The following is a 12,758-nucleotide window of genomic DNA, read 5'->3' on the forward strand; positions in this document are numbered from 1 at the left end:
CGGGTCACGGTGCCGCGCACAGCGGCCCGACGTCGGGGGTCTCGGGTCAGTGGGTGGAGTCCGGCCGACGCCGCGATCGACGCCCGAGCAGGTGCATCGACTCCCGCCGGGCGAGCCGGACGGCGAGGTCCTCGTAGTCACCGGCGATGTCGTCCCAGCGGAACGCCACCCGGGCACGCTCGCGAACGATGCGCCCCATCACCGCGGCGCCCGAGGGGTCGCCCTCGAGCGTGGCGAAATGGCGCGCGGCTTCCGCGGCATCCGCGAAGAAGAGTCCCTGCTCGGCCAGCGTCTCGTGGTTGAAGCCGACGTCGTACGCGAGCACCGCGGTGCCGGCACCCATCGCCCGCAGGAGTGACGGGTTGGTGCCACCGACCGAGTGCCCGTGCACATAGGTGAGGGCGTGGAAGTAGAGGGCGTCCAGGAGGTCCTGGTCGAAGACACCGCCCAGGAAGTGGATGCGGGGGTCCCCGCCGGCGGCGGCGCGGATCTGCTGCGTGTACTCAGCGGCGTACGGCGCCGAGCCGACGACCACGAGGGGGCGGGTCGCAGAGCTCCTGCGGTAGCCCTCGACGATCTCGAGCACGTGGTTCTCCGGCTCGAAGCGGGCGACGACGAGGTGGTATCCGCCCGGTGCGAAACCGAGGGCGCGGACGCCGTCGGCCGGGGCATCCTCCAGGATCGGGGCGCCGTAGCGGATGAGCTCGGTCGGTACCCCGAACTCGCGGTCGTAGTAGTCGCTGATCCCGGGCGCATCCGCGATGAGCGCGTCGGCCGTGCGGACGCCGAACTCCTCGGCCCAGCGGTAGTAGGCCTTCCCGCGGCGGCCCCACTTCGATCGCTTCCACTCCAGGCCGTCCATGTGCAGCGCGGTCGGGATGCCGCGGGCCCGCAGCGCGGGGAGGAACGGCGAGTTCGCCGCGTTGAAGACGAAGGCGGCGTCCGGCCGTCGGCCGAACACGGCGTGGATGGCCGAGAGGCCGGTGTGGCTGAGCGTCTCGAGCTGCTTGACGCGCAGCGCCGGCAGGTGGACGACCTTCATGCCGAGGTACTCGCGGGCGCGGCTCTCGGAGCCTCGCGTGTAGACGGTGACGGCGTGCCCTCGCTCGACCAGCCGCCGACCGATCTCCTCGACCGCGGTCTCGAAACCGCCGTAGGAGGCCGGGACGCCGCGGGTGCCGATCATGGCGATCTCGAGGGTGCGGGTGGCGCGGGGCCGCTCGTCCTGCGTGAGGCGGACCGGCTCGGTATCGAGACGCCGCGGGATTTCGATGACCATCAGTACGCTCCCTCGGTGGTGACCATGACCTTGGCTGTCCGCCACATGAGAACGAGGTCCGTCATCACGGTCCAGTTCTCGACGTAGCGGAGATCGAGCCGGACGCTCTCCTCCCAGGAGAGGTCGCTGCGGCCGCCGACCTGCCACGGGCCGGTGATGCCCGGCTTGATGTAGAGGCGGCGGTGGACCGCGCCGTCGTAGGCGGTGACCTCGGACGGCAGCGGGGGGCGCGGGCCGACGACGCTCATGTCGCCGCGCAGCACGTTCCAGAACTGCGGCACCTCGTCGAGCGAGAACGACCGCAGGAATCGGCCGACCCGCGTCACGCGCGGATCGTGCCGGAGCTTGAACAGGGGACCCGACCCCTCGTTGCGGGCGAGCAGCGCGGCGAGTTCATCCTCGGCATCCACCCGCATGGTGCGGAACTTGACGATGGCGAACTCGCGACCGTCGCGACCGACGCGCGCCTGCCGGAAGAAGACGGGTCCGCCGTCGTCGGCCTTGATCGCGATCGCGATCGCGAGAGCGAACGGCGCGAAGAGGGTGAGGGCGGCCAGGGAGGCGGCGACGTCCAGTGCGCGCTTGACGTAGAAGGCGGCGCCCTCGAAACTCGGGATCTTGACGTGGATGAGGGGCATGCCTTCGACGGGCCGCAGGGACATGCGGGGTCCCGCGACATCGGTGAGGCGACTCGAGATCACGAGCTCCGCAGCGGTCCCCTCCAACGCCCATGCGAGCCGCTTCACGTAGGACGGGTCGCCGACGGGCTGGCTCGCGACGACGATCGTGTCGCTCTCGTGGATCGCTGCGGCGCGCAGCACGGCGTCGTCGCCGCGCGTGACCGGGTAGTCCACGCCGTCGACGGTGAGCGGGGACTCCGTGTCGTCGAGCAGGGCGACGCCCACGACGAGGTAGCCGAGCTGCCCCGTCGGCCCGAGGCTCCGGATCGCGTATTCCACATCGTCGCGAGAGCCGACGACGACGGTGCGAGAGGCGTAGCGACCCTCGGAGCGCTCGGCGAGGAGCCAGCGCCGCCACGCCCAGCGGGAGACCAGCAGGGCGAGGGTTCCGAGGGGGAGTGCTGTGAACAGCTGCGCGCGGATGCCGTGCCACTCGAAGACGACGAAGACGATGGCGAGCAGGCCGAAGGCCAGCCCGGTCGCGTGGGCGACGCGGGCGTACTCGGTCGGCCCGGTCCCCACGACGGTCGTCGAGCGGGTGTTGAAGAGCCCGAGCGCGACCAACCAGATCACCGCGGTGGCGATCGCGATGATCACCGTGCTTCGCGGGGCGCTCGAGATGACGGCGGGCGCGGCCGCGTTCAGCGAGACGACGGCCGCGAAGGCGCAGGACACCGCTACCACGACGGCGTCGTTCACCCGGAGGCGCGTGCGGAAGCGTCGTTCCCACTGCTGCCGGCCGACCAGGGCCGCCGAGGCGCGGGGAGCTTCGCCGATCGCACCGCGGACTCCCGCCCGAGGACTGAGTCCGGGCAGTGTGAGACCCGGCGCGAGACCATCGACCGCGGTCACCGATCGTCCCCCCAGACATCGGTCTGTCGCCGCATCATGCCCCCAAGCAATGTGCGTCACTGCATCCGCCCCCACGGCGTCTGCATGTTCCCCAAGTGAGCTTCGCGGTCCCCCAAAGACCTCCGCGCGACCCCCCGGCCGCGCGATCCACTCGGAGGCAACTGTAGCGCGCGCCGCCCGAGCGTGCGAGTCCGATTCGTAAACTCGGCGTCAGCGGATGTTCATCTCGTCATCCGCGCCGGCGGCCGGGGGCGCGTCAGGCGCCGAATGCCCGGACGAGTGTGACCAGCAGCGGGCCGAAGCGTCCGTCGATGCGGAAGCGTGCGAAGCCTTCCGACACAGCCCGCCCGGTGCGGGAGGTGACGAACCACGGCGGCTTCGGCAGCACGGAGAACCGCCCTCGGCCGAGGGAGCGAGGGAACGGCCGGAACGGCCCGCGCACGACGGTCCGCTCCACCCGGTCGAGCAGGAGCGCGTTGTGCACCACGCCGATGCCGCTGGGCGCGTCATCGATCGTCCCGCCGGGATATGCACCCCACGTGGCCGTCGGGGTCAGGAACCCGAACGCGGTCCAGGCGTTCACTGCGACGGTGCCGTACCTCAGGCGCGCGACGGCGTCGTCGAATCCCGTGCCGAGACCCGCCAGAGTCGCCGGGTCGATGAGGACGTTCGCGCCGAGGGTCCCGGTCAGTCGGTCGTTCGCATGCGCGATCGCGGTGTCGAGGAAGGCCGCACCGGTTCCCGGCAGGTCGACGATGCCCAGGACGGGGGCGAAGTACTCCGTCGTCTCGACCTCGCCGCCGCCGGTGACCAGAGCGCGTGTGTCGTCCGCGAACCAGACCGCGTCCGGGTACGTGTCCCGCACGCGTCCGAGCCGCTCCACCGCGCTCGGATACCAGACGGGTCGCCGCGGCGCCCGCGTGAGAGCGCGGTGCAGCTCGCGCAGGAAGTCGTCGCGCTGCTCCCAGTCGCGGCTCATCAGCACGACCTGCCCGGCGATGCAGTTGTGTCCGCTGTTGTGCAGGCGCATCGTCGCGACGTGCTCCGCCTGGAAGCGCAGATCCGCCGCGGACCACCGTCCCGGCACGACGATGATCGGCGAGACTCCGCCGAGCTCCGCCGTGATCGGCACGCGCAACCGGTCCTCATCCGAACCGACGATGGCGCGGAAGGTGGATTCCGACCCCGTGACGTGGACGTGGTCGATCCCGGGATGCCGCGTGAGGTACGCCCCCACATCGCCGCCCCCACTGACGACGGAGACGAACCCTGCGCGGATCAGCGGTGCGAACACGCGCTCGAACACCGGCACGAGTGCGTCCTGCGTGGGGTTCACCTTCAGGAGCGCGACCCGTCCTTCGGCGAGGAGTTCGTACAGGACGTCGAGGAACGGGATCGAGGTCACGTTCCCCGCGCCGAGGACGAGCCCGACGCCGCCGGTGCGGTGCGGATGCCGCGACGCGAGGCCCGCGGCATCCCTCGCCTCGTGCGGCGTGACGCCGGGCTGCACCCACACCTCGGTGGTGTACCCCGACAGCAGCAGGCGGTCCGATGCACGCAGCGGCGCGGAGTGCACGACGGTGCGTCCCCCGGGCCCGGTGCCGATCCGGACGCCGGCGAGCGGGCTCCGACCGCGGGCGAGGGCGTCGAGGCTGCCGGCGTATGCGTCGAGTGCGACGAGCGCGGCATAGGGCCCCGCGAGCCACTCCTCGCCGGCCAGCGGATGCCGCGGCTCGAGGCCTTTGCTCTCGGCGGCGATGCGCGCCCAGTCTTCGGCCGCCGCTTCGACGGCCGAGCGGATCTCCCGGAGCAGGTCGCGACGTGCGGCGGCCGTCAGCGCGCTCCAGCCGGCGGATCCGGTGCGCAATCGCTCGAGCGAGCCGTCGAGCGCCGCACGGGTGTCGGCGTCGGGGGAGAGGTCCCGCGGCGTGGCCGGTGACGTCGTCGTCATCGTCGCGGCGCGGTTGGGCTCAGATCAGCGAGAGTTCGCGGAGCTTCGCGGCGACGTCGTCGTTGCTCGGCTCGACGTGGTGGCTCGCATCGGGGTAGACCACGACCGGGATGTTGGTGCGACCGGAGATCTCGCGCGCGACCTCGGCGGCCTCGGGCTCCGCCTCGAGGTCGATGTAGCGGTAGTCGACTCCGAGGCTGTCGAGCTGCGCCTTCGTGCGGCGGCAGTCGCGGCACCATTCGGCGCCGAACATCGTGATCTGAGCGGACGTGTCGGTCATCACTCCAGCGTACGCCCGCCCACCGCCGTGGGCGCGGCGTCGGGCTGTGCCGCAGTGCGCCCGGATCGGCGGGGCGCGTAGACGACGAGCGCGTGGAAGACGAAGCGCAGGACGAAGGCGGCGACGAGCGTCAGGGCGGCGGCGAGGACCGCCGGGATGTGGGCGCCCTCGACCAGGATCGACAGGACGGGGATGCGGACGATCGCCTCCAGGCCGTTGAAGCTGAAGGATTTCAGGAACCGCGTGAGCATGCGCCCCGACTCCGAGCGCATGTCGGAGAAGACGAGGTACTCGAGCAGCAGGAAGTTCGTGATGATCGTCACGATGCTCGCGACGACGGCCGCGGGGACGTAATCCATCCCGACGCGGATGAGTCCCCACATGATGACGAGGTTCGCGATCGCGCCGAACCCTCCGACGAGGGCGAACGCCGACATCCGCCCGAAGCGCAGCATCGCGAGCTGCGTCAGGAAGCGGACCCCTTGCGTGAAGGTCGCCTTCGAGGTGCCGGCGTGACGCTGTGCGAAGTCGAAGGGCACCTCGTCGACGCGCAGCTGACGCCGCGCGAGCACCTCGAGCAGGATCTTGAAACCGCGAGGACGCAGGGATTCGACGTCGACGGCCTGCGTGTCGAGCAGGAAGAAGCCGGTCATCGGGTCGGAGCAGTTCGCGAGCTTGCGTGGGAACATCGCCTTCGTGAGGGCGGTGGAGGCGCGTGACACGGCGGTCCGGGTCGCGTCGGCGAGCCCTTTCGAGGTGCCGCCGGAGGCGTAGCGCGAAGCGACGACGACGTCCACATCGCCCTGCTCGGCGCGCTCGATGAGGCGGGGGATGTCCTCGGGCGGATGTTGCAGGTCGCCGTCCATGACGAGGCACCAGCGCGAGTTCGCGGCCCGGAACCCGGCCACGACCGCACCGCCGAGACCCGCGGTCGGCTGTTCGCGGTGGATGAGACGGACCGGGAAGGGCGACGTCCGCGCGGCGGCTGAGATGATGTCGGCCGTGTCATCGGTCGAGTCGTCGACGAAGATGACCTCGAAGACGCGATCCTCGAGCGTGTCGCCGATGCGCCGCAGCAGTTCGACGACGTTCGGACCCTCGTTGAAGGTCGGAACGATGATCGACAGATCCATGGCGGGGCTCGCGATGCTCGGCGGGCACGGGACGTCTCAGCCTAACCGCGCGCGTCGGGGCGGGACTGAGGATGTCCCCGGCGAACCTCGTGGGAGCGCTGAGGGACGGCGTCTTCCGGCGTCATCGCCCGGCCGATAGCCTGGCCGCATCCGACGAGAGGGGTTCGGCATGAGTGCGCAGGGATCGGTGCGGGCGGTGGTCGGCGGCATCCGCGGGGCACTGCTGATCGGCGGTGTGCTGGCGGTCGTGGTCGGCATCCTGATCCTCGTCTGGCCGGGGAAGACGGCGATGGTCGTCGCGGGGATCATCGCCGCGTGGGCGGTCGCCGCGGGGGTCGTCAACATCGCGATCGGTCTGCTCTCGCGCACGGCGGGATCGTGGGCCCGCGTGGGTCATATCGCGCTCGGATCGATCTTCGTCATCGGGGGCGTGGTCGCCTTCTCGAACCTGGGGCTCGCCGCCGAGACGCTCGCGACGTTCCTGGGGGCGCTGGTCGGCATCCTGTGGATCGTCGAGGGCGTCGTCGCGCTCACCACGTTGCGGGGGACGCGGTCCCGGGGCTGGACGATCGCGTTCGCCGTCCTGAGCCTGGTCGCCGGTGTCGTGATCCTCTTCGCCCCCATCTGGGGGGCGCTCGTGCTCTGGCTGTGGATGGGCGTTTCGCTCATCCTGCTCGGCGTGATCCAGATCGTCCGCGCTGCTCGGCTGCGCACGCGCTGAGCCCTCTGCTAGACAGGTCTGATGATCTGGGGGGATGCCGGTGCGATGCGCCCGCGCAGGGTGTGGACCGGTGTCGTGCTGACGGCGGTGGCGATGATCCTGGCGGGATGCGCCTCGACGGCGGGAGTCGCGAGCATCGCTCAGACGCCCGAGGCGAGCCCTTCGGTGACCCCCGAGGCGACGCCGGTGGTGGCGCCGGCTGCCGATGCGGTGCTCGGCGAGCAGACCGTGACCGGTGTCGGTCCGCGGTCCGAGGAGAAGATCGCGCTCACCGTGCCGGATGGCACACGCACGGTCCACGTGGATCTGACCTGTGCCGCCGAGTCCCGTTTCACCGCGGAGCTGGGTGACTCGATGATGCTCGGGCAGGCGCCGCTGTCGGGCCCGTGCGACGGGTCGCGGACCCTTGCGTGGCCGTGGATCGCGCAGTCCGCACCGGAGCTGTCGCTGTGGGTCGAGCCGGAGGTCGAGTGGGCCGCCGTCGTGACCTACTCGCCCGACGCGTTCGCCCAGGACGAGGTGCTCGTCGAGGAGTGCGCGGCGTACTCGCAGATCCACAGCCAGGTGACGAACGCGGACGACGGGTACGGCTTCTACGCCGCCTTCGGCGCGGACGAGTGGAATGCACGCGTGGATGCCGCGGCCCGAGCGGCGGAGGTGCTCGCCGCCTCGTCGCTGACCGCCCTGGCGGACGAATTCGCCGCCGTGCGCACCGTGCTCGCGGAGCGCTCGCCGATCCCCGGCGGGATGACCGAGGTGCAGGAGTACTGGGAGACGCAGCGGCCGATCGCCGAGGCCTGCGCCTGGAACCACAGCGAGATCGTCGTCACCGCCGAGTTCGGAGGCTGACTCCTCAGCTCACGTGGTCGCGCCAGGAATGCTGCGGCCGGTAGCCGAGCAGGCGCTGCGCCTTCGCGGTGGAGAAGAGCGAGTCGTGCACGCCGAGGTCGCCGCGCGTCTCGACATCCGGGAACACCTCGGCGACCAGCTCGTCGTTCGGTCGGCTCATGACGGTGTCGGCGGCCGCGATGAGGAAGTGATCGAACCCGGCGGGCGCGACCTCGAGCGCCCGCGCGATCGCCTGCGCGCCGTCGCGCGCGTCGATGTAGCTCCACAGGTTCCACTTGCGCAGGCGCGCGTCGGCGTCGAAGGACGGGAACTCCGCGTAGTCCTCGGGCACCATGACGTTCGAGAACCGCAACGCCGTGATGGATGCCTCCGGGTGCCAGCGCGTCAGCTCGATCGCCATCTGCTCCTCGAGGTGCTTGACGAGCGAGTAGACCGACTCGGGACGGGCCGGGTAGTCCTCGTCCACCGGGATGTAGGGCGGCGGCACGTCGAACGGGAGCCCCTGCACCGTCTCGCTCGAGGCGTAGACGATCTTCGTGATGCCGATGCGCAGAGCCGCCCAGAACACGTTGAAGGTGCTCGCCATGTTGTTGTGGAAGGTCGCCACGTCGGAGCGGATGCCGGGGGCCGGGATCGCGGCGAGGTGCACGAGCGCGTCGACGCCGTCGTGCTGATCGCCGACGGCGGTGAGGGCGTCGACGACCTGTCCGTAGTCCGTCAGGTCGACCTGGACGAAACCGGGACCGCGCCGCCCGTGGACGTCGAAGCCGATGACCTCGTGACCCGCCGCCGCGAGTTCGCGGACGACGACCGTGCCGAGCTTGCCGGAGGACCCTGTGACGGCGATGCGCATCCCGCCAGCATGTCACGCAGCGGGGACACGAGGGCCTTCACCAGCCGTGGGTGTTGAGCCACTCCTGACGGTGGGCGGTCTCGGCATCCGTCTCCTGCGGATCCGACGTCTCGTGCGCGGTGAGCCTGCCGTCTCGGAGGGGGACGAAACGATGGCAGACGGGGCACAGGGCGCGCCCGGAGGGCCAGCCGTCCGCGAGCGCTGCGGCGGGCTCGCCGGGTTCGCCGGAGCCGGGGCAATCGGCAGGGTCGGCTGCCGCATCCGTCCACATGATCGTGCGGTGGCGATGCAGGCCCGGGTGGTCGAGCGGGCGGGTGCAGCGGCGGCCGGCGTTGCGGCTGCGGCAGAAGCGGACGGTCATCAGTTGATGATCTCGCCGCCGGATTCCTCGATGGCGGCGATCCGGCGCTTCCAGTCCGCGAGGGCCTCGGGTGTCAGACGCGGGAAGTCGGTGATCTCGCCGACGATGCGCAGCGGCTCGGTGCTGCGGTACGAGCGCGTGGGGTTGCCGGGGAACTTCTTGTCCGTGACGTTCGGGTCGTCCTCGAACGGCCCGGTGGGCTCGACGATGTACACCCGCGGTTCGGCGTCGCCCGCGGCGAGCTCGGCCGCGAGCCCGGCACCGTCCCGTGTCGCCGTGAAGTAGATGTGATTCATCACGAGCGTCGGTCGGTAGTTCGAACGGCGTCCCGCCGTGAGCAGATCGCCGATCTGCAGGTCGGCCTTCGTGCCGTGGAAGAAGGGCCCGGTCTCGTCCGCTGCGCTCACCGCGTCAGGCTAGCGCGCAGGGTCAGACGTCGGAACGGGGCATCGGCGCGAGGCGCGTGAGCTGCGTCACGTGGCGGGGCTCGAGCTCGGCGATCGAGGCGACGCCGAGGAGCTTCATGGTGCGCTCGATCTCGCTGCGGAGGATCTCGATCGTCTTGTCGACGCCCGCCCGGCCGCCGGCCATGAGGCCGTAGAGATAGGCGCGGCCGATGAGCGTGAACTTCGCGCCGAGCGCCATCGCGGCGACGATGTCGGCGCCGTTCATGATGCCGGTGTCGACCATGACGGTCGCATCCTTGCCGACCTCGCGGACGACGGTGGGCAGCAGGTGGAAGGGGATGGGTGCCCGGTCGAGCTGGCGTCCGCCGTGGTTCGACAGGATGATGCCGTCGACGCCGTGGTCGATGAGGCGCTTCGAGTCCTCGACGTTCTGCACGCCCTTGATGACGATCTTCCCGGGCCAGATCTCGCGGATGACCTTCAGGTCCTCGTAGCTGATCGTCGGGTCCATCGCCGCGTTGAGCAGGTCGCCGACGGTGCCGCCGGTCGCGGACAGCGACGCGAATTCGAGCTTCGGCGTCGTGAGGAAGTCGATCCACCACCAGGGCCGCGGGATCGCGTTGACGATCGTGCCGAGGGTCAGCTGCGGCGGGATCGAGAAGCCGTTGCGCTTGTCGCGCAGGCGCGCACCGGCCACCGGTGTGTCGACGGTGAACTGCAGGGTGTCGAAGCCGGCCTCGGCGGCGCGCTTGGCGAGACCGTAGGAAATCTCCCGGTCGCGCATGACGTACAGCTGGAACCAGTTGCGGCCGTGCGGGTTGGCGGCCTTCACGCCCTCGATCGAGGTGGTGCCGAGGGTCGAGAGGGTGAACGGGATGCCGGCGGCCCCCGCCGCTCCGGCCCCGGCGACCTCGCCCTCGGTCTGCATGAGCCGGGTGAAGCCGGTCGGTGCGATGCCGAACGGGAGCGCGGACGGGCCCCCGAGGATCTCGACGGAGGTGTCTACCTCGGCGGCGGGGCGCAGCACGTCGGGGTGGAACTCGACGTCCTCGAATGCCTGACGGGCGCGGGCGAGCGAGGTCTCGCCCTCGGCGGCGCCGTCGGTGTAGTCGAACGCGGCCTTGGGGGTGCGGCGCTTCGCGATCTTGCGCAGGTCGGCGATCGTGTATGCGGCATCCAGTCGGCGCTTCGTGCCGTTGAGCTCGGGCTTCTTGAACTGCATGAGCTCGAGCAGCTCGACCGGCTTCGGGAATTGACGCTGCACCATGGGGACCATCTTCCTCTGGGGTGATTCGACGCGGACCGTGATTAACGGAGGAACGCGGCGGCGACGCCGGAGTCCACCGGGATGTGCAGACCGGTCGTGCGCGAGAGCTCGGGGCCGGTGAGGACGTACACCGCGTCGGCGACGTTCTCGGGGACGACCTCGCGCTTGAGGATGGTGCGGTTCGCGTAGAACTGGCCGAGATCCTCTTCCTTCACGCCGTACGTCGCGGCGCGGTTGGCGCCCCAGCCGGCGGCGAAGATGCCCGAGCCCCGCACGACGCCGTCCGGGTTGATGCCGTTCACGCGTACGCCGTGCTCGCCGAGCTCGACGGCCAGCAGACGCACCTGATGGGCCTGGTCGGCCTTGGTCGCCGAGTAGGCGATGTTGTTGGGCCCGGCGAAGACGGAATTCTTCGACGAGATGTAGATGACATCGCCGCCCATCCGCTGCTCGATGAGTGCCTTCGCGGCGGCCTTGGCGACGAGGAACGAGCCCTTCGCCATGACGTCGTGCTGCAGATCCCAGTCCTTCTCGGTGGTCTCGAGCAGCGGCTTCGAGAGCGAGAGACCGGCGTTGTTGACGACGAGGTCGATGCCGCCGAAGGCGAGGACGGTCGCGTCGATCGCGGCCTGCACCCCCTCGGCATCCGCCACGTTCGCGGCGACGCCGATCGCGACGTCCGTGCCGCCGAGCTCTGCTGCGGCGGCCTGCGCCTTCTCGAGGTCCAGGTCGGCGACGACGACGCACGCGCCCTCGGCGGCGAGCCGCGTGGCGATCGCCTTGCCGATGCCGGATGCCGCGCCCGTGACGAACGCGATGCGCCCCTGATGGGTCTTGGGCTTCGGCATCCGCTGCAGCTTCGCCTCTTCAAGGGCCCAGTATTCGATGCGGAACTTCTCCGCGTCCGAGATGGGCGAGTAAGTCGAGAGGGCCTCGGCGCCGCGCATGACGTTGATGGCGTTGACGTAGAACTCGCCGGCGACGCGGGCGGTCTGCTTGTTCGCGCCGTAGCTGAACATGCCGACGCCCGGGACGAGGACGATGAGCGGGTCGGCCCCGCGGATCGCGGGGGAGTCCGCCGTCGCGTGCGCGTCGTAGTACGCCTGGTAGTCGGCGCGGTACGCCTCGTGCAGTTCACGGAGGCGCGCGATCGCGTCCTCGACGGACGCGGATGCCGGCAGGTCGAGGATGAGCGGCTTGACCTTGGTGCGCAGGAAGTGGTCGGGGCAGCTCGTGCCGAGCTCCGCGAGAGCCGGGGCCTTCTCGGAGGCGAGGAAGTCGAGCACGACGTCGCTGTCGGTGAAGTGGCCGACCATGGGCTTGTCGGTCGAGGCGAGCCCGCGGATCGTGGGCGCGAGGGCGGCGGCCTTCGTGTGGCGCTCGGCGTCGGGGAGCGCTTCGAAGCCGGCGCGGACGCCGCCGAAGGGCTGCGCCGCACCGTGCTCGTCGATGTGGGCCTGCGCGGTCTCGATGATCCAAAGGCTGTTGCGCTCGGTCTCCTCGGAGGTGTCGCCCCAGGCGGTGATGCCGTGTCCGCCGAGGATGCAGCCGATCGCGTCGGGGTTCTCCGCCTTGATCGCGGCGATGTCGAGGCCGAGCTGGAAGCCGGGGCGGCGCCACGGCACCCAGGCGACCTTGTCGCCGAAGATCTCGCGGGTGAGCTTCTCGCCGTCGGCGGCGGTCGCGATGGCGATGCCGGCGTCCGGATGCAGGTGGTCGACGTGTGCGGCATCCACCAGTCCGTGCATGGCGGTGTCGATCGACGGAGCAGCGCCGCCCTTGCCGTGGAGGCAGTAGTCGAAGGCCGCAACCATCTCGTCCTCACGCTCGACGCCGGGGTAGACGTCGACGAGGGCGCGCATGCGGTCGAGGCGGAGGACCGCCAGTCCTTCGGGCTTCAGCGTGCCGAGGTCACCGCCCGAGCCCTTGACCCAGAGGAGCTCGACGGGCTCACCGGTGACCGGGTCGGTGTCGGTGCCCTTGGCGGAGGTGTTGCCGCCGGCGTAGTTGGTGACCTTCGGGTCGGAACCGAGGCGGTTGCTGCGCGCGATCAGGTCGGCGGCGGCCGTGGGTGTGGAAGACATCGACTCTCCTGCGAGGCTCAGACGTGAAAGATTTTGTGAAA

The 12,758-nt window shown here is 70.5% G+C and carries 12 protein-coding genes; 2 read left to right on the forward strand and 10 right to left on the reverse strand.

Features of this window, described 5'->3' with window-relative positions; genetic code table 11:
* Window positions 1-46 precede the first annotated feature (46 nt).
* The 5 genes from M3190_RS02010 to M3190_RS02030 all read right to left on the reverse strand — a co-directional run bounded on the left by M3190_RS02010 (window position 47) and on the right by M3190_RS02030 (window position 6,175).
* Window positions 47-1,279 (reverse strand): DUF1972 domain-containing protein, encoded by a 1,233-nt coding sequence (locus M3190_RS02010; protein ID WP_251577808.1) that lies wholly within the window; start codon window positions 1,277-1,279, stop codon window positions 47-49.
* Entirely contained in the window at window positions 1,279-2,811 is a 1,533-nt protein-coding gene (locus M3190_RS02015) for a sugar transferase (RefSeq protein ID WP_251577810.1), read from the reverse strand. Before M3190_RS02015 ends, M3190_RS02010 begins: the two co-directional genes overlap by 1 nt.
* A gap of 256 nt (window positions 2,812-3,067) precedes the next feature.
* Window positions 3,068-4,762 (reverse strand): aldehyde dehydrogenase family protein, encoded by a 1,695-nt coding sequence (locus M3190_RS02020; RefSeq protein ID WP_251577812.1) that lies wholly within the window; start codon window positions 4,760-4,762, stop codon window positions 3,068-3,070.
* A 19-nt stretch (window positions 4,763-4,781) separates the two neighbouring features.
* On the reverse strand, window positions 4,782-5,042 hold the full coding sequence (locus M3190_RS02025; RefSeq protein WP_251577814.1) for a glutaredoxin family protein: 261 nt from the start codon (window positions 5,040-5,042) through the stop codon (window positions 4,782-4,784).
* Window positions 5,042-6,175: a glycosyltransferase gene (locus tag M3190_RS02030; protein ID WP_251577816.1), complete on the reverse strand. Its 1,134-nt coding sequence runs from the start codon at window positions 6,173-6,175 to the stop codon at window positions 5,042-5,044. Before M3190_RS02030 ends, M3190_RS02025 begins: the two co-directional genes overlap by 1 nt.
* 169 nt (window positions 6,176-6,344) lie before the next feature.
* Between M3190_RS02030 and M3190_RS02035 the strand changes: the two genes are divergently transcribed.
* Window positions 6,345-6,896, forward strand: coding sequence for an HdeD family acid-resistance protein (locus M3190_RS02035; RefSeq protein ID WP_251577818.1), 552 nt, complete (start codon window positions 6,345-6,347; stop codon window positions 6,894-6,896).
* A gap of 21 nt (window positions 6,897-6,917) precedes the next feature.
* Complete coding sequence (locus M3190_RS02040; protein WP_251577820.1) at window positions 6,918-7,745, forward strand: hypothetical protein; 828 nt, start codon at window positions 6,918-6,920, stop codon at window positions 7,743-7,745.
* A gap of 4 nt (window positions 7,746-7,749) precedes the next feature.
* Here M3190_RS02040 and M3190_RS02045 read toward each other — a convergent pair whose 3' ends face one another.
* From M3190_RS02045 to M3190_RS02065, 5 genes are read right to left on the reverse strand one after another with little or no spacing between them, the layout of a single operon-like run.
* Window positions 7,750-8,598 (reverse strand): NAD-dependent epimerase/dehydratase family protein, encoded by an 849-nt coding sequence (locus tag M3190_RS02045; RefSeq protein ID WP_251577822.1) that lies wholly within the window; start codon window positions 8,596-8,598, stop codon window positions 7,750-7,752.
* Between the two features lie 37 nt (window positions 8,599-8,635).
* On the reverse strand, window positions 8,636-8,959 hold the full coding sequence (locus M3190_RS02050) for a hypothetical protein (RefSeq protein WP_251577824.1): 324 nt from the start codon (window positions 8,957-8,959) through the stop codon (window positions 8,636-8,638).
* A complete protein-coding gene (gene arr, locus M3190_RS02055) occupies window positions 8,959-9,366 on the reverse strand; it encodes an NAD(+)--rifampin ADP-ribosyltransferase (protein ID WP_251577826.1) in 408 nt (135 codons plus the stop codon). Before arr ends, M3190_RS02050 begins: the two co-directional genes overlap by 1 nt.
* A 22-nt stretch (window positions 9,367-9,388) precedes the next feature.
* A complete protein-coding gene (locus M3190_RS02060) occupies window positions 9,389-10,633 on the reverse strand; it encodes an alpha-hydroxy acid oxidase (RefSeq protein WP_251577828.1) in 1,245 nt (414 codons plus the stop codon).
* A gap of 41 nt (window positions 10,634-10,674) precedes the next feature.
* The gene (locus M3190_RS02065; RefSeq protein WP_251577830.1) at window positions 10,675-12,717 is read right to left on the reverse strand and encodes a bifunctional aldolase/short-chain dehydrogenase; all 2,043 of its coding nucleotides are present in this window, start codon (window positions 12,715-12,717) and stop codon (window positions 10,675-10,677) included.
* Window positions 12,718-12,758 lie beyond the last annotated feature (41 nt).

Origin of the sequence: Microbacterium oleivorans (genome assembly GCF_023715745.1) — a bacterium.
In the GTDB taxonomy this organism is placed as follows: Bacteria; Actinomycetota; Actinomycetes; order Actinomycetales; family Microbacteriaceae; genus Microbacterium; species Microbacterium oleivorans_D.

What these genes read in the sequence shown, in the direction of transcription:
- M3190_RS02020 (WP_251577812.1), bottom strand. Translation starts at nt 4,762, where the DNA reads ATGACGACGACGTCACCGGCCACGCCGCGGGACCTCTCCCCCGACGCC.
- M3190_RS02040 (WP_251577820.1), top strand. Translation starts at nt 6,918, where the DNA reads ATGATCTGGGGGGATGCCGGTGCGATGCGCCCGCGCAGGGTGTGGACC.
- M3190_RS02035 (WP_251577818.1), top strand. Translation starts at nt 6,345, where the DNA reads ATGAGTGCGCAGGGATCGGTGCGGGCGGTGGTCGGCGGCATCCGCGGG.
- M3190_RS02045 (WP_251577822.1), bottom strand. Translation starts at nt 8,598, where the DNA reads ATGCGCATCGCCGTCACAGGGTCCTCCGGCAAGCTCGGCACGGTCGTC.
- M3190_RS02030 (WP_251577816.1), bottom strand. Translation starts at nt 6,175, where the DNA reads ATGGATCTGTCGATCATCGTTCCGACCTTCAACGAGGGTCCGAACGTC.
- M3190_RS02065 (WP_251577830.1), bottom strand. Translation starts at nt 12,717, where the DNA reads ATGTCTTCCACACCCACGGCCGCCGCCGACCTGATCGCGCGCAGCAAC.
- M3190_RS02060 (WP_251577828.1), bottom strand. Translation starts at nt 10,633, where the DNA reads ATGGTGCAGCGTCAATTCCCGAAGCCGGTCGAGCTGCTCGAGCTCATG.
- M3190_RS02025 (WP_251577814.1), bottom strand. Translation starts at nt 5,042, where the DNA reads ATGACCGACACGTCCGCTCAGATCACGATGTTCGGCGCCGAATGGTGC.
- M3190_RS02050 (WP_251577824.1), bottom strand. Translation starts at nt 8,959, where the DNA reads ATGACCGTCCGCTTCTGCCGCAGCCGCAACGCCGGCCGCCGCTGCACC.
- M3190_RS02010 (WP_251577808.1), bottom strand. Translation starts at nt 1,279, where the DNA reads ATGGTCATCGAAATCCCGCGGCGTCTCGATACCGAGCCGGTCCGCCTC.